The sequence below is a fragment of the Methylobacterium sp. Leaf85 genome, assembly GCF_001422125.1.
Lineage (GTDB): Bacteria > Pseudomonadota > Alphaproteobacteria > Rhizobiales > Beijerinckiaceae > Methylobacterium > Methylobacterium bullatum.
This window is the reverse complement of sequence record NZ_LMME01000001.1, coordinates 361451-376471: the sequence shown is the minus strand read 5'-3', so window position 1 is coordinate 376471 and position 15021 is coordinate 361451. Positions and strand designations below refer to the sequence as shown.

Here is a 15021-nt window from a genome sequence, read left to right as displayed (position 1 = left end):
GTCTATTGAGGCTAAGTGTTCGATCGCACGTCATTCACGGCGAAGGGGGCGCACATCACCCTCATCACCTTCCTCGTCGTGCATCACCTTCCTCATCGTGAACGTGCGCCGAGAACTTGGACACTAGGATCATGAACAGCACCCTCAACTGGACCCCGGGCGACGCAGCAGCCGAACAGGTCGGACGGGCCACCCGCTTCGTCGGCAGCCTCGTCACCAAGGCCGCCTCCGTTTTCTCGCGCAACGATGCCGACGAGCGCGGCCTCGTGGAGCTCGGCTCGCTTTCCGAGCGGGAATTGAACGATATCGGCCTGACCCGCTGGGACGTCCTCGACGCCTACGACGCGCCTACGCCTTCGGACGCCACGAAGATCATCCTGGCCCATCGCGCCGTCCGCCAGGTGACGCGCCGCTTCGCCTGAACCGCGTGCCGCTCCGCACCGGTGATGGATCCGACACCGCCCGTCCACGCCATGGAGGCGTGGCGGGGGCGGTGCCCCTGGTCTAAGAGGAGAGCACGGCGACGCGCCTACGGCATTGGCCGCGGGCGACCCCACTCCTCACAGACCGGATCGACATGGCGAGCGCCTCAACCCATGTGAGCTTCCTGCCGCCGGTGCTGACCTTCCTGTCGGCGGCGGTGATCGGCGTGCCGATCTTCCGTCTCATCGGTCAGAGCGCCGTGCTCGGATATCTCGTCGCGGGCGTCGTCATCGGCCCCTTCGGGTTCTCGCTCATCGCCGAGCCGGAGACCGCCGCGAGCGTCGCGGAGCTCGGCGTCGTCCTCCTTCTCTTCATCGTCGGCCTCGAACTCGAGATTTCGCGACTGATCTCGATGCGGCGCGACATTTTCGGGCTCGGTGCGACGCAGCTGCTGCTCTGCACCATTGTGCTTGCCGGCGCCGGTGCCCTGTTCGGGCTCACCCCGGCCGCGAGCCTCGTCATCGGCGTCGCCCTCGCCCTGTCGGCCACGGCGGTGGCGCTGCAGCTCCTCGAGGAGCGCGGAGACCTCGGCACGCCCTATGGCGGCCGCGCTTTCGCGGTGCTCCTGTTCCAGGACATCTCCGTCGTGGCGATCCTCGCCCTGATGCCGCTCCTCGCCTCCACCGGCAGCAGCGGCAACGACGCGTGGCTCGGCCAGGCCCTTCAATCCACCGCCACGGTGGGGGGCGCACTCCTCGCCGTGGTTCTGGTGGGCCGCTACGGCCTCAACCCGTTCTTCAGCCTGCTCGCGGCCAGCGGTGCGCGCGAGGTGATGACGGCGGCGGCCCTCCTCGTGGTGCTCGGCACGGCGATGCTGATGGAGCATGTCGGCCTGTCGATGCCCATGGGCGCCTTCCTCGCCGGCGTGCTGCTCGCCGAATCGAATTTCCGGCACCAGCTCGAAGCCGATATCGAGCCGTTCCGCGGCATGCTCCTCGGCCTGTTCTTCATGAGCGTGGGCATGTCCATCGACGGCGGCCTGCTCAAGAGCGCGTGGCCCGCCCTGCTCGGGGCGACGGCGGCGGCCATCCTCATCAAGGTCGGGCTGGTGGCCAGCCTGTTCCGCCTGTTCGGCTCGCCCTGGCTCGACGCGGTGCGCGGGGCCGCGATTCTCGCGCCGGCCGGCGAGTTCGCCTTCGTGCTGCTGCCGGCGGGCGCCGAACTCGGCCTGATCGACCAGCCCTCCACGCGCTTCGCGGTGGCGCTGGCCGCCCTCACCATGCTGGTCGGCCCCGTCGCCGCCAAGGCCCTCGACGGCTACCTGTCCCGCCACCGGCCGGAGGCGGCCGAGCATGCCCCCGACCAGATCGAGAGCACCGAGGCCCGCGTCCTCGTCGTCGGCTTCGGCCGCTTCGGCCAGATCCTGACCCAGGTGCTGCTCGCCGAGGGGATCAGCGTCACGGTGATCGACAAGGACGTGGAGCAGATCCGCAGCGCCTCGCGCTTCGGCTTCCGCATCTATTACGGCGACGGCACCCGCCTCGACGTGCTGCGCGCCGCCGGAGTGGGCCGGGCGGAACTGCTCTGCATCTGCGTCGACGACCCGCAGGCCGCCCTCAAGATCGTCGACATCGTGCACGAGGAATTCACGGCGGTGCGCACCTATGTGCGCGCCTACGACCGGATGCATGCGGTGGAACTGATGAACCGGGACGTGGATTACCAGCTGCGCGAGACGGTGGAATCGGCCATCGCCTTCGGCCGCGCCACCCTGGAAGGGCTCGGCATCCCGGCGGAGGCCGCCGCCGCTACGGCCCAGGACGTGCGCAAGCGCGACGTCGCCCGCCTCGTCCTGCAGCAGGCGGGCGCTCTTCCGGAGGAATCGCGCTACATGGGCGGCAGCCCCGAGATCAAGCCGGAACCGCTCACCGAGCCCAAGCGCCCCTCGCGCGCGCTGAGCACCGAGACGCGGGACATCATCGGTCTCGAGCGGCGCGAGGCGGCGACCCGCACGCTGCAACCCCAGGACACCCCGTCGGATGCCTGACACCCGCAAGGCGGCGGGACTTCCCGCCGTCCGACAGGAGGCCGGACGGTTCGTCACGGGATCGATCCTGCGGCACGTGGTGGTGATGACCGGCACGGGCTCCATCGGCCTGATGGCGATCTTCGTGGTCGACCTGCTCTCGCTGATCTACGTCTCCAAGCTCGGCGACCCGACGCTCACGGCGGCGGTGGGCTTTGCCACCATCGTCCAGTTCTTCGCCATCGCCATCAATATCGGCCTGATGATCGCCGCCGGCGCCCTGGTCTCGCGGGCGATCGGCGCCGGCGACGAGGCCGGCGCGCGTCGGCTCGCCACCTCGGCCTCGATCCACGGCATCGTCGTCTCGGGCATCCTCGTTCTCGCGATGCTGCCGTTCCTGCCCCTCATCCTGTCCTGGATCGGCGCCGATGCCGAGACGCTTCCCGTGGCCGAGCGCTTCCTCTGGATCGCCCTGCCCTCGAACCTGCTGATGGGGCCGGGCATGATGTTCTCCGGCCTGCTGCGCGCCGTCGGCGCGGCACGCCAGGCCATGTACGTGACGCTGGGCGGCGCCATCGTCACCGCCGGACTCGATCCCCTCCTCATCTTCACGGCGGGTCTGGGGATCGACGGGGCGGCGATCACCACCTGCGTGGCGCGGGCGACCTTCGCCCTCGTCGGCCTGTGGGGCGTGCGCCAGCACCGGATGCTGGCCGCCCCCACATTGGCGGACGTGATCGCGGACGCGCCCACCGTGTTCAGGATCGCCCTGCCCGCCGTGCTCACCAACCTCGCCCCTTCGGTGGCGAGCGCCTTCATCGCCCACGCGCTGGCCAAGTTCGGCGCCGTGGCGGTGGCCGGCAACGTGGTGATCGACCGGCTGACCCCGGTGGCCTTCGGCGGCCTCTTCGCCATGTCCGGCTCCATCGGCCCCATCCTCGGGCAGAACTGGGGAGCGGGGCGGTTCGACCGCATGCGCGGCGTGCTGCGGGATGGGGCGCTGGTGACGGCGGCCTATGTCGTGGTGGTCTGGGCCGCCCTGATCGTCTTTCGCGGACCGCTGACGGGCCTGTTCGAACTGACCGGCACCGCCGCCGAGCTCTTCGTCTTCTTCTGCCTCGTGAGCGGGGGCGTGTGGTTCTTCACCGGGCTGCTGTTCCTCGCCAACGCCTCGTTCAACAATCTCGGCTTTCCCTTCCTGTCGACCTTCCTCAATTGGGGCCGGGCGACCATCGGGACCGTTCCGCCGGCCCTCCTCGGCGCCCATCTGTACGGCCCGAAGGGCATCATCGCCGGGGTGGGCTTCGGCTCGGTCGCCTTCGGGGCGATCGGGATCGCGCTGGCCTTCCGGACGGTGGCGCAACTGGAGAAACGGGCCGGTCTCGCGCCGAAAATGGCATCGGAGGCCGAGGCGGATGCCTCCGGAGGCGATATTCCGGCCCCGGAGAGGCCGAACGCACTGGTTTAGTGCCGGTACGGGCACGATGCCGGGCTGGTAAGTGCCGCTGGGATGCGACAGAGTTCGCTCCTCGACAGCGGGCAGAAGCATTTCCGCCTGGCCGCGATGGGATTCGGAAGGCTTCCGCCATGTTCAACCTGTTCGATCTCATGCAGGCGCAAGGCGGAATGGGCGCCAACGGTTTCGGCCAGCAGTTCGGCCTGTCGCCGGACCAGACCCGGCGGGCCATGGAAGCGCTGATGCCGGCCCTGACGCTGGGCCTCCAGCGCAACGCCGCCGCCGATCCCACCGGCTTCACCCAGATGTTCAGCTTCATGGACCCGAGCGCGTCCGCCACCACGCAGGCCAAGCCGCAGATGGACGCCATGATGCGCCAGCTCTTCGGCTCGCAGCATCTGGGGCAGGCCGTGCTGCAGCAGGCCGCGGCGGCGAGCGGCGTCGCGACGCCGGCCCTCCGGCAGATGCTGCCGCTCATGGCCGGGATGGTGGTGGCGGGGATCGTCCACGTCATGATGAACCCCGGCCAGGCGGCTCAGGCCCCGGCGGCGCCTCCGCCCTCCCCCTTCGGCATCCCGACCCATCCCTATTGGACGGAGATGATGAACACGTTCATGGCGGCGGGCGGCTCGATGCTGTCCGCGCCCAAGGACGTGACGTCTTCCCGCGCAACCCCGGCCCAGAGAAGCCTGCCGCCGGCGCGCTTTTTCCCGGAGCCCAGCCCATCCGCGAGTTCGAAGGCTGCGTCGGGTTCCAAACCCGCCTCGGGCACGAGGCCCACCGAAGCGGCGCAAGCCTCCCCGCTCAACCCGTTCGACCTGTTGCAGCAGATGTTCCAGTCCGGGCTGGAGGCCCAGCAGGAGAACGCACGGACGATGCAGAGCCTGTTCGACAGCCTGTGGCGCGACGGCATGACGGCCATGGATCAGTCGAAGGCGAAACCCGCCGCCAAACCCGGCCCGACACGGCGCTGAGCGTCGCGCGAAGCCTCACGTGCTCCGGGCGATGGCGTCACCGATATATTTGTACATCGCGCCGACGCTGTCGGCATAGAGGTGGAGAGCCGTGACGATCGCCAGGAAGATCAGTCCGGTGATCAGCGTGTATTCGATCGCCGTCGTGCCGCACGTGTCCCGCTTGAACCGGGCGGCGAGGCCCGGGACACGGGATCGAGCCCGATCCCGCTGCGTCGCCCGAATTGTCTCGCGGTTCGTCATGGAAGTGGGGCTATCCTCGACGAAGCCGGCGCAGGTTGTCCTACGCCGGAAATCGTTGCCGCCCGTTTAAACGTTTCCCGTAAAACGCCCGCTTCTCCACTCAGGGAGCAGCGGAAACCGAGGATGAGGGCGGATCAGCCCCGTCCGGCTTCCTTGCGAAGGGCGTCGATGCGCTTGGAAGCCTCGGCCTTGTCGAGATCGGGCTCGAACGAGTCCGGCGACTTCGCCTCCTCCGACAGGGTCTTGAGGTAGGAGGCCTGCGCGCCGGTCATCGGCTCGTCGCCCGTGGTCCACTCGCTCGGATCCTTGATCCGGTTCGATGCGTCGCCACCGGCCGTCTTCGGGTTCTCGTTCTCGTCCGTCGCCTGCTTCTTCGTCATCGCGCAACCTCGTTCATGAATTGTTCTCTTCATAACGAGGGCCTCGCCGATGAGTTCCGCGCCGCCGCGCCTGTTCCCGGGGCGAGGATTCGAGGCCTCGTCGTCGACTCGCGCAGATGTGAGGCGGCATGTCCCAGGGCGCCCTGGTGGCGGTCGAGCCCGCCTGGACGGCGACGACACCTTGATTTTCGAGACGCGCGCCAGATTTCGCTCAAGGCGCCGGATGGCGCGAGCGTCGCCGTCTCTCAGGGTGTCGCACGCCTCACGCCGGCGACGGACCGGCGGTCCGATCCATCCGGTGCCGCCGGTTCTGCGCGCAGGGAAATGTAGATGAACGAGATGACGATCGACAAGACGAATACCGACTCGTACCCGATGGCGGGCCAATGCCCGTTCGGAGGCGACCGCATCGGCGGAGCCCTCGGCAGCCGCCCGGCCCTCGAGAACTGGTACCCGCACCGCTTAAGGGTCGAGCTCCTGCATCAGAACGGCCTCGCGGCCGATCCGCTCGGACCGGATTTCGACTACGCCAAAGCGTTCGAGACCATCGACCTCGACGCGCTCAAGAGCGACATCAAGCAGTTCCTCACCTCGTCGGTGGCGTGGTGGCCATCCGATTACGGCAATTACGGCCCGCAGATGATCCGCATGGCCTGGCACTCGGCCGGCACCTACCGCATCGCGGACGGGCGGGGCGGCGCCGGCACCGGGATGCAGCGTTTCGCGCCGATCTCGAGCTGGTGGGACAACGGCAACACCGACAAGTCGCGCCGCCTTCTGCAGCCGATCAAGCACAAATACGGCAACGCCCTCTCCTGGGCCGACCTGATGGTGCTCACCGGCAATTGCGCCCTGGAGATCATGGGCCTGCCGACCTACGGTTTCGCCGGTGGGCGCCTCGACGCCTGGGAGGCGGACAACGCCACCTACTGGGGTCCGGAGGTCGTCGAGATGGGCTCGGTGTCGAGCTTCGACGACATGGTCAACCGGGACAAGCGCTGGCGCGGCAAGAATGGCGACGCCGATTACGACTTGGAGAACCCCCTCGCCGCCTCCCACCAGGCGCTGATCTACGTGAACCCCGAGGGGCCTTACGCCAACGGCGACCCGCAGGGCTCGGCCAACGACATCCGCGTGACGTTCACCCGCATGGCCATGAACGACGAGGAGACCGTGGCGCTCATCGCCGGCGGCCACGCCTTCGGCAAGAGCCATGGCATGACCCCCGCCAAGGAGATCGGACCGCCGCCCGAGATGGCGCCGATGGAGGCGATGGGCCTCGGCTGGCACAACCCGAACGGCACCGGCGCCGGCAAGGACACGATGACCAACGGCATCGAGGGCAGTTGGACCCCCGACCCGACCCAATGGGACAACGCCTACCTGGAGAACCTCTTCAAGTTCGACTGGGAGCAGACCAAGAGTCCGGCCGGCGCCCTGCAATGGACACCGAAAGACCCGAGCGCGCCGCGGACGCCCGACGCACATGTCGCGGGGCAGTCGCATCCCCTCATGATGATGACCTCCGACATCGCCCTCAAGGTCGATCCGGAATACCGCAAGGTCTGCGAGAAGTTCCTCAACGACTTCGACGCCTTCACGCAGGCCTTCTCCAAGGCGTGGTACAAACTCACCCACCGCGACATGGGGCCCAAGCACCGCTACCTCGGCCCGGAGGTGACGATCGAGGACGGTCTGCTCTGGCAGGATCCGATCCCCGATGCGGCCTATGCCCCAGTGGGCGAGGCCGAGGTCGCCACCCTCAAACAGGCGATCCTGGCCACGGGCCTGTCGGTCTCGGATCTGGCCTTCACCGCCTTCTCGGCGGCCTCGACCTACCGCGACAGCGACAAGCGCGGTGGCGCCAACGGCGGCCGGCTCGCCCTTGCCCCGCAGAAGGACTGGGCCGTCAACCGCCGGGCCGCGCCCGTGGTCGACGCGCTCCGTGGGGTCATGGCGGAGTTCAACCATGGCCGGACCGACGGCAAGCAGGTCTCGCTGGCCGACCTCATCGTGCTCGCCGGCTGTACCGCCGTGGAGAAGGCCGCCAGGGATGCCGGGGTCGAGACGCAGGTGCCGTTCACGCCCGGCCGGGTCGACACCACACAGGAGCTGACCGACATCGAGATGTTCCAGTGGCTGAAACCCGTCGTCGACGGCTTCCGCAACTACGTCGATGACGGGTTCGGGGCAATGACGCGGAGCCTGTCGCCGGAGGAACTGTTCCTCGACAAGGCCAACCTGCTGACGCTGACCGCACCGGAATGGGTGGTGCTGACCGGCGGCCTGCGGGCGCTCGCCGCCAATCACGACGGCTCGAACCGGGGCATCTTCACCGACCGGGTGGGCGTGCTGACGACGGACTTCTTTCGCACCCTGACAGACACGAATCTGGTCTGGGAGAAGATCGATGCGGACGGAACGTCCTTCGCCCTCAAGGACCGTGAAACCGGACAGGCGAAGTTCGAGGCCACGCGCAACGACCTCATCTTCGGGTCGAACGCGCAGCTGCGTAACATCGCCGATGCCTATGCCGGCAGCGACGGCCAGAGCCGGTTCGTGGCGGATTTCGTGCGCGTCTGGGACAAGGTGATGATGCTCGACCGCTACGACGTGAAGGGCCACCGGCGTCAAGGCCCGATGGCGGCCTGATCGACGGCGGCGATAGACGCCCCCGTCCCTTCCTTCAATGGGACGGAGGTCGTGCGATGGACGGCCCCGCCTCGTCACCACCGGGGGCAGGCGATGTCGACGCGTCTTGTCCCTCGCCGTCGCAGGCTCCCACGAAGTGACGGCGAGGCCGTCATGTGGCGGGAGCCGCCGGATGCGTGGGCGCAACCGCGCGAAAGGGCCCCGAACTACGCCGCCACCGCCTTCGGCTGAACCTCGGCGGTGTAATCGTCCATGAGCGTCTTGGTCATGGCGGCCGGGGTGAAGCGGTAGGGGCCGATCTCGGAGACCGGCGTCACTTCCGCGGCCGAGCCGGTGATGAAGCACTCGGAGAAGCCCTCCATCTCCTCGGGCCTGATCCGCCGCTCGATCACCTCGAAACCGCGCCGACGGGCGAGGTCGATGACGGTCTGGCGGGTGATGCCGTTGAGGAAGCGGTCGGCGAGTGGCGTGTGGACCACGCCGTCCTGGATGAAGAAGATGTTCGCGCCGGTGCATTCGGCGACGTAATCCTCCCAATCGAGCATCAGGGCATCGGCATAGCCCTTGTTCTCGGCCCGGTGTTTCGAGATCGTGCAGATCATGTAGAGGCCGGCCGCCTTCGAGGCGGAGGGGATCGTCCGCGGATCGGGCCGGCGATAATCGGCCATGTCGAGGCGGATGCCCTTCATCTTGGTCTCGGGATCGAAATAGCTCGGCCATTCCCAGGCGGCGACGGCGAGGTGGATGGTGTTGTTCTGGGCCGAGACGCCCATCATCTCCGAACCGCGCCAGGCCACGGGACGCAGGTAGGCGTCGGTGAGGCCGCTGGTCTTGAGCACGAGTTCCTTGGCCGCCTCGATCTCGGCGACGCCGTAGGGAATCGTGAAATCGAGGTACTGCGCCGAGCGGAGCAGGCGCTCGGCATGCTCGTGGCTCTTAAAGATCCGTCCGCCATAGGCGCGCTCGCCCTCGAACACCGCCGAGCCGTAATGCAGGCCGTGGCTGAGCACGTGGATCTTGGCCTCGCGCCACGGCACCAGCACGCCATCGAACCAGATGGTGCCCTCGCGTTCGTCGAACGGGATCACGGACATGACGAATTCCTTGAATCCGCGGGCTCGCATCGTCGCGCCTGCGGGGTCGATCGATCGGGTTGGCGCGATGGCCAGGCAATGCCCCGCGCAGTATCCGCGAGGACGGAGGTCCGCAAGACGGCCGTTACGGCGAGCCGGCCCCGGTAAGGCTTGACGGGTATCAACGCCCCTGAGATATGTCAACAACACTGACGTATATTGAGGATGTCGCCGGACGTGACGCGCCAATCCACCCTGGCAACGGGCCCGGCCCCCCTATCCCTGTCCGAGGAGGAGGACGGGCAGGCGGAGTCAAGTCCGGCTCCGGAGGGCGTAACGAACGATCTCGTCGAACTGCTGTTCTTCGCCTACCGCGACTTCGTCGGCGACCCGGACCGGATGCTGGCCGAATACGGCTTCGGGCGGGCGCACCACCGGGTGCTCCATTTCGTCTATCACTACCCCGGCCTGACCATCGCCGAACTCCTCGACATCCTGCGGATCACGAAGCAGAGTCTGAACCGGGTTCTCAAGGATTTGATCGAACAGGGCCACATCGTGCAGAAGACCGGCCGGAGCGACCGCCGCCAGAGGCTGCTCTATTGTTCGGAGACGGGCGCCACCCTCACGGCGGAGCTGACGCGGGTCCAGGTGCGGCGGGTCGCCCGCGCCATCGCCGATCCGGTGGCGGACGAACCGACGGGCGCCCGGGACGGAAACGGATTTGCCGCGGCACAGGGATTTCTCATGGCGATGATCGAACCCGAAGAGCGCGCGGCGGTGACCAGCCTGATGGCGCGCCGCGCCCGGAGCCGTCGCTGACATGGCGTCGCCGGAGCCGAGAATCCGCGCCGAGCTTCCCGACCACGCCCCCCACATCCTCGTGGTGGACGACGACCGGCGGGTGCGCGAATTGCTGTCGCGCTATCTCTACGAACAGGGGTTTCGCGTCACGGCCGCCGGGAATGTCGAGGAGGCCCGGCAGCGGGCGCAGAGCTTCGTCTTCGATGCCCTCGTCCTCGACGTGATGATGCCGGGGGAGAACGGGTTCGATTACGCCCGGCAGGTGCGTGAGACCTCGCGGGTGCCGATCCTGATGCTCACCGCCCGCTCCAACCCCAACGACCGGGTGATGGGGCTCGAGATCGGGGCCGACGATTACCTGCCCAAGCCCTTCGAGCCGCGCGAGCTGATCCTGCGCCTCAACAACATCATCAAGCGCCGCCCGGACGGCGCGCCGCCCTCCGACCGCACCATCGCCACGGTGACGTTCGGGCCGTTCTCCTACCGCATCGATCGGGGCGAGTTGCGCCGCGACGAGGAGACCATCCGCATCACCGACCGCGAGCGCGAGATCCTGACGATCCTGGCCGAGGCCAAGGGCGGCAATGTCGACCGCGACGTGCTGGCCGGGAATGGCGGACTCGCGGCGGAGCGCACCATCGACGTGCAGATCAACCGCCTGCGCCGCAAGACCGAGGTCGATCCGGGCAACCCCCTCTTCCTCCAGACGGTCCGCGGCATCGGCTACCGCCTCGCGATCGATTAGACGGGACCCGCCATGGCCCTCGCCGGCCTGAACCTGTCGCGGATCAGAACCAGCACCGCCGCCGCCTGGCGCGCGAGACCGCATCCGCGCCGGATATGGAAGAGGCTCGCGCGCGCCATCGGCAACGCCCTGCCGAAGGGGCTCTATGCGCGCTCGCTCATCATCATCATCGCCCCGGTGGTGCTGCTGCAATCGGTCATCGCCTACACCTTCATGGAGCGGCACTGGCAGCTCGTGACCCGCCGCCTCTCGGCGGCCGTCACCGCCGACGTGGCGGCGATGATCGACGTCTACGAGAGCTACCCCCAGGACAAGGACGCCGACACCCTCACCCGCATCGCCGGCACGCGGCTGAACCTCGACCTCGACATCCTGAAAGGCGCCAAGCTCCCCCTGCCGGGGCCGCGCCCGTTCTTCTCCATCCTCGACGAGACGCTCTCCGAGGAACTCGCCAAGCAGATCGGCCGGCCGTTCTGGATCGACACGGTGGGCCGGTCGAGCCTCATCGAGATCCGCGTCGAGATCCCGGACGGGGTGCTGCGGGTGACCGCGCGGCGGAGCATGGCCTACGCCTCGAACTCGCATATCTTCCTGCTGTGGATGAGCGGTTCGTCCCTGGTGCTCCTCGGCGTGGCGATCCTGTTCCTGCGCAACCAGATCAAGCCGATCCTCCGGCTGGCCGACGTGGCGGAGAGTTTCGGCAAGGGCCGCGAGATCGAGTTCCGGCCGCGCGGCGCCCGCGAGGTGCGCCAGGCCGGCCACGCCTTCATCGAGATGAAGCGGCGCATCGAGCGGGCGATGGAACAGCGCACGACCATGCTCAACGGCGTCAGCCACGACCTGCGCACCATCATCACCCGGTTCAAGCTGTCGCTCGCCCTGGTGGAGCAGACGTCGGAGGTGGAAGACCTCCAGCGCGACGTCGACGAGATGAGCCGGATGCTGGAGGCCTACCTCGCCTTCGCGCGCGGCGATTCCGGCGAGGCCGCCGTGCCCACCGACATGCGGGCGATGCTGGAGGATCTGCGCACCGACGTGGAGCGCCTCGGCGCCCACGTGGCCGAGGTGAAGTTCGACGGCCGCGCCATGGTGACGCTGCGGCCGGACGCGTTCCGCCGCTGCCTGTTCAACCTCGCCGCCAACGCCGCCCGCTACGGCGAGACGGTGGCGATCCGGGGCCGCACGGAGGCGCGGTCCTTCCTCGTCTCCATCGACGACGACGGTCCGGGCATCGCTGTCGAGAGCCGCGAGGAGGTGTTCAAGCCCTTCGTCCGCCTCGACGATGCGCGCCAGGATGCCGGCGGATCGGGCCTCGGCCTCGCCATCGCCCGCGACATCGCCCGCGCCCATGGCGGCGACGTCGCCCTTCACGACAGTCCGCTGGGGGGATTGCGCGCCACCGTCCGCATCCCGGCGTGACCGTCCGATCCCTGTGAATTTTGTTGCGTCCGGGGTGTCCCCTCGGGCGCTGAGCAATGCTATGACCGGGGCCGCTTTACAGAGAGAAGGGCCGAACCCCGGTCCCGACATACGCGAGTACGCCATGAACCCGCTGGGTCCCGTCCTGATCGTCCTGCTCCTGCCGATCTCCGCCATCGGCCTCCTGCTCTACACCGATACCGGCATCGAGCCGGCGCTGTTCACCGCCACCGTGAAGACCTTCGTCGCGCTGTTCGCCATCGCCGGGATCCTGTCCTACGGCGCGAGCCGGCTCGCCGCCCGCTCGGAAGGCTAAAAAGACCGCGTCTCCGGACCGGCCCCATGGCGGGGCCGGTTCTGCGCCGACGCAACGGTGACGATGGGATCGAGGACGACATGAAGGCCGCCCTCGCTCGCATTTCTGTGTCTGCCCGGCAGAACGACGATAGTCGCAGATCTCGCGGGCCGCTCGGGTCCCCTCTCCTGGAACGAGAGGGACAGGGTGAGGTGTGCGACCTTTTCGGAGAGTCCACGCACCTCTCCCCAGGCCTCTCCTTCCAGGAGAGGGAGCCCGTCGCGCAGATCGGCGAATCCCGGAGATGGCGGGGGACGGTTCGAATCCTCGCCCTCTGCCTCGCGGCGGGCGTCGCAGCGCTGTCGCTTCCGGCCCTGGCCGCCGAGGAAAAGTCGGCCCCTCCGCCCGCGTCGATGCCCGAGCCCCCGGCCCGGCCCGCCGAGTTGAAGCCCGAACCGGCGCCGACGCCCGCAACGGTTCCGCCGCTCCCGGACGCTCCGGCCCCGCCCGAACGCCCGGCCGAACTGACGCCCCCTCCCCCGGCCGCGCCGGAGACGGGTCCGGCCGCCGAGATGCCGCCGCCGCCCCCGCGCCCGGCCGATCTCTCGACGCCGCCGAGCACATCGCCCGCCCTCACCCTGACGGTCGCCCCCCTCGACGACACCGCTTGCCGCAAGCGTCTGGAGCGCCTGGGCGCGACCTTCGAGGCGCTGCCGCCGATCTCGAACGGTCAATGCGGGGCCGAGAAGCCGCTGAAGCTCACCCGCCTCTCCGGCGACGTGGCGCTCATGCCTCCCGCGACTTTGGTCTGCAACACGGCCGAGGCCCTGGCGCGCCTGGCGACGGAGGCGCAGGAAGCCTCTGAGCGCATCCTGAAGGCCCCCCTCAGGAGCCTGTCCATCGGCACCTCCTACGAGTGTCGCGGCCAGAACCACGATCCCGAAGCCAAGCTCAGCGAGCACAGCTTCGCCAACGGCGTCGACATCATGGGCTACGGTTTCGAAGGGCGTGCACCGATCAAGGTCGGCGCCGGTCTCGACGACGCACCGGAAGCGACGTTCCAGGCCGCCATCCGGGCCAAGGCCTGCGGCTTCTTCCGCACCGTGCTCGGACCCGGATCGGATGCGGCCCACGGCAACCACCTCCATCTCGACGAGCGCGAGAGGAACGCGGGACATCGTCTCTGCCAGTAGGAGATGTGGAACGCCGAAGGGGCGCGCCGGCTTTAAGGAGCGCACCTGTCGATCCCCCGGCGAAAGTTGATCCCGAAATGGCCCATCTGCCCCTGCCGAGCGCCGTCGCGCTCATGGCCCTCGTCTGCCTGGCGACACCGGCGGCGCTAGAGGCGAAGCCGGCAGGAACCACGTCCTCCGACGCGGGCAAGACCACCCCCGCCGAGGCCCTGACCGTCGAGGCGATCAACGGCGCGACCTTCATGGCGCCGGAGAGCGGCGACAAGGCGGGCGGCAAGAAGGCCCGCACGAGCGCGAAGGACAAGCGACCCCAGCCGCTTCTGGTGAAGGTCCAGGTGCTCCTCGACCGGGCGCATTTCTCCCCCGGCGCCATCGACGGCCGCGACGGCGAGAACATGCGCAACGCCCTGTCGGCCTACGCGGTGGCGCAGGGGCTGCCTGCGAGCCAGACCCTGAACCAGGAGCTCTTCGACAAGCTCGCCGCATCGAGCGCCGACCCGGTGGTGGTCCCCTACACGATCACCGAGTCCGACGCGGCGGGCCCCTTCGCGGAGAAAATCCCCGCCAAGATGGAGGAGCAGGCCGATCTCGAGGCGATGAGCTACACCAATCCGCGCGAGATGCTGGCCGAGCGCTTTCACATGTCGCGCGACCTCCTCACCGCCCTGAACCCGGACGCCGCCCTCGACCAGGCCGGCACCACCATCACCGTGGCGGCGGTCCCGCCCCTGGAGACCGGCAAGCCGGCGAAGGACGAGGCGAAGCCGAAGAACAAATCCGAGGACAAGCCGGACGCTGAGAAGGGCACGGAGACGTCGAAGAAGGACGATACGACCAAGGGCGAAGATGCGCCCAAGAAAGCTGATACTTCCAACAAGGATGACACCCCCAAGAAGGACATCGCGCGGGTCGAGGTCGACAAGGTCACGCGCCATGTGCGCGGCTTCGGCGAGGACGGCACCCTGCGGGCCTATTACCCCGCCTCCATCGGCAGCGCGGAGAAGCCGGCTCCCTCCGGCGAGGCCAAGGTGAAGGGCGTCGCCTTCGCGCCGGTCTACACCTACAACCCCAAATACGCGTTCAAGGGCGTGAAGACGAAGAAGACCTTCTCGATCCGCCCCGGCCCGAACAACCCGGTCGGCATCGTCTGGATCGACCTGTCGATCCCGTCCTACGGCATCCACGGCACGCCCGAGCCGGAGAAGGTGGGCAAGACCGAATCCCACGGCTGCATCCGCCTGACCAACTGGGACGCCCGCGACCTCGCCACCCGCATCGAGCGCGGCGCCAAGGTGGTGTTCAAGGACGAGTGAGACCTGTTGCGGCGTGGGATCGATG

The 15021-nt window shown here is 68.4% G+C and carries 14 protein-coding genes; 11 read left to right on the top strand and 3 right to left on the bottom strand.

Going from position 1 to position 15021, the window contains the following annotated elements; all coding sequences use genetic code 11:
* The first annotated feature begins 131 nt into the window (after positions 1 to 131).
* From ASF08_RS01710 to ASF08_RS01695, 4 genes are all read left to right on the top strand, one after another.
* On the top strand, positions 132 to 422 hold the full coding sequence (locus ASF08_RS01710) for a DUF1127 domain-containing protein (RefSeq protein WP_056140417.1): 291 nt from the start codon (positions 132 to 134) through the stop codon (positions 420 to 422).
* Positions 423 to 577: 155 nt separating this feature from the next.
* Positions 578 to 2470, top strand: coding sequence for a monovalent cation:proton antiporter-2 (CPA2) family protein (locus tag ASF08_RS01705; RefSeq protein WP_018045094.1), 1893 nt, complete (start codon positions 578 to 580; stop codon positions 2468 to 2470).
* Positions 2463 to 3917, top strand: a complete 1455-nt coding sequence (locus ASF08_RS01700) for an MATE family efflux transporter (RefSeq protein WP_056140413.1) — start codon at positions 2463 to 2465, stop codon at positions 3915 to 3917. The genes ASF08_RS01705 and ASF08_RS01700 overlap by 8 nt, the downstream gene beginning before the upstream one ends.
* Positions 3918 to 4036: 119 nt before the next feature.
* The gene (locus ASF08_RS01695) at positions 4037 to 4879 is read left to right on the top strand and encodes a DUF937 domain-containing protein (protein WP_056140410.1); all 843 of its coding nucleotides are present in this window, start codon (positions 4037 to 4039) and stop codon (positions 4877 to 4879) included.
* 15 nt (positions 4880 to 4894) lie between these two features.
* On the opposite strand, the gene ASF08_RS01690 is transcribed toward ASF08_RS01695, so the two are convergent.
* Together ASF08_RS01690 and ASF08_RS01685 are read right to left on the bottom strand one after the other, a co-directional pair.
* Positions 4895 to 5122 (bottom strand): Flp family type IVb pilin, encoded by a 228-nt coding sequence (locus tag ASF08_RS01690; RefSeq protein WP_056140408.1) that lies wholly within the window; start codon positions 5120 to 5122, stop codon positions 4895 to 4897.
* Between the two features lie 134 nt (positions 5123 to 5256).
* Positions 5257 to 5502, bottom strand: a complete 246-nt coding sequence (locus tag ASF08_RS01685) for a DUF3072 domain-containing protein (RefSeq protein WP_056140406.1) — start codon at positions 5500 to 5502, stop codon at positions 5257 to 5259.
* Between the two features lie 330 nt (positions 5503 to 5832).
* Between ASF08_RS01685 and katG the strand changes: the two genes are divergently transcribed.
* Positions 5833 to 8154, top strand: a complete 2322-nt coding sequence (gene katG, locus ASF08_RS01680) for a catalase/peroxidase HPI (protein WP_056140405.1) — start codon at positions 5833 to 5835, stop codon at positions 8152 to 8154.
* A 206-nt stretch (positions 8155 to 8360) separates the two neighbouring features.
* Here katG and ASF08_RS01675 read toward each other — a convergent pair whose 3' ends face one another.
* On the bottom strand, positions 8361 to 9248 hold the full coding sequence (locus tag ASF08_RS01675; protein ID WP_056140863.1) for a branched-chain amino acid aminotransferase: 888 nt from the start codon (positions 9246 to 9248) through the stop codon (positions 8361 to 8363).
* A gap of 204 nt (positions 9249 to 9452) precedes the next feature.
* Between ASF08_RS01675 and ASF08_RS01670 the strand changes: the two genes are divergently transcribed.
* The 6 genes from ASF08_RS01670 to ASF08_RS01645 all read left to right on the top strand — a co-directional run bounded on the left by ASF08_RS01670 (position 9453) and on the right by ASF08_RS01645 (position 14996).
* Positions 9453 to 10049, top strand: a complete 597-nt coding sequence (locus ASF08_RS01670) for a MarR family winged helix-turn-helix transcriptional regulator (RefSeq protein WP_156629419.1) — start codon at positions 9453 to 9455, stop codon at positions 10047 to 10049.
* Position 10050: 1 nt separating this feature from the next.
* Positions 10051 to 10776, top strand: a complete 726-nt coding sequence (locus tag ASF08_RS01665) for a response regulator (RefSeq protein ID WP_018045104.1) — start codon at positions 10051 to 10053, stop codon at positions 10774 to 10776.
* Between the two features lie 12 nt (positions 10777 to 10788).
* Positions 10789 to 12195, top strand: coding sequence for an ATP-binding protein (locus ASF08_RS01660; RefSeq protein ID WP_018045105.1), 1407 nt, complete (start codon positions 10789 to 10791; stop codon positions 12193 to 12195).
* 124 nt (positions 12196 to 12319) lie between these two features.
* Positions 12320 to 12511 carry a hypothetical protein gene (locus ASF08_RS01655; RefSeq protein WP_018045106.1) on the top strand — a complete coding sequence of 64 codons (192 nt, stop codon included), beginning with the start codon at positions 12320 to 12322 and terminating at the stop codon, positions 12509 to 12511.
* Positions 12512 to 12813: 302 nt separating this feature from the next.
* Positions 12814 to 13683, top strand: a complete 870-nt coding sequence (locus tag ASF08_RS01650; RefSeq protein WP_056140858.1) for an extensin-like domain-containing protein — start codon at positions 12814 to 12816, stop codon at positions 13681 to 13683.
* Between the two features lie 77 nt (positions 13684 to 13760).
* Positions 13761 to 14996, top strand: coding sequence for a L,D-transpeptidase family protein (locus ASF08_RS01645; RefSeq protein WP_082473004.1), 1236 nt, complete (start codon positions 13761 to 13763; stop codon positions 14994 to 14996).
* Positions 14997 to 15021 lie beyond the last annotated feature (25 nt).

Excerpts from the sequence above, each read along its gene's own strand:
- ASF08_RS01645 (WP_082473004.1), top strand. The coding sequence starts at position 13,761 with ATGGCCCATCTGCCCCTGCCGAGCGCCGTCGCGCTCATGGCCCTCGTC.
- ASF08_RS01705 (WP_018045094.1), top strand. The coding sequence starts at position 578 with ATGGCGAGCGCCTCAACCCATGTGAGCTTCCTGCCGCCGGTGCTGACC.
- ASF08_RS01710 (WP_056140417.1), top strand. The coding sequence starts at position 132 with ATGAACAGCACCCTCAACTGGACCCCGGGCGACGCAGCAGCCGAACAG.
- ASF08_RS01660 (WP_018045105.1), top strand. The coding sequence starts at position 10,789 with ATGGCCCTCGCCGGCCTGAACCTGTCGCGGATCAGAACCAGCACCGCC.
- ASF08_RS01655 (WP_018045106.1), top strand. The coding sequence starts at position 12,320 with ATGAACCCGCTGGGTCCCGTCCTGATCGTCCTGCTCCTGCCGATCTCC.
- ASF08_RS01675 (WP_056140863.1), bottom strand. The coding sequence starts at position 9,248 with ATGTCCGTGATCCCGTTCGACGAACGCGAGGGCACCATCTGGTTCGAT.
- ASF08_RS01670 (WP_156629419.1), top strand. The coding sequence starts at position 9,453 with ATGTCGCCGGACGTGACGCGCCAATCCACCCTGGCAACGGGCCCGGCC.
- katG (WP_056140405.1), top strand. The coding sequence starts at position 5,833 with ATGAACGAGATGACGATCGACAAGACGAATACCGACTCGTACCCGATG.
- ASF08_RS01685 (WP_056140406.1), bottom strand. The coding sequence starts at position 5,502 with ATGACGAAGAAGCAGGCGACGGACGAGAACGAGAACCCGAAGACGGCC.
- ASF08_RS01665 (WP_018045104.1), top strand. The coding sequence starts at position 10,051 with ATGGCGTCGCCGGAGCCGAGAATCCGCGCCGAGCTTCCCGACCACGCC.
- ASF08_RS01700 (WP_056140413.1), top strand. The coding sequence starts at position 2,463 with ATGCCTGACACCCGCAAGGCGGCGGGACTTCCCGCCGTCCGACAGGAG.
- ASF08_RS01690 (WP_056140408.1), bottom strand. The coding sequence starts at position 5,122 with ATGACGAACCGCGAGACAATTCGGGCGACGCAGCGGGATCGGGCTCGA.
- ASF08_RS01695 (WP_056140410.1), top strand. The coding sequence starts at position 4,037 with ATGTTCAACCTGTTCGATCTCATGCAGGCGCAAGGCGGAATGGGCGCC.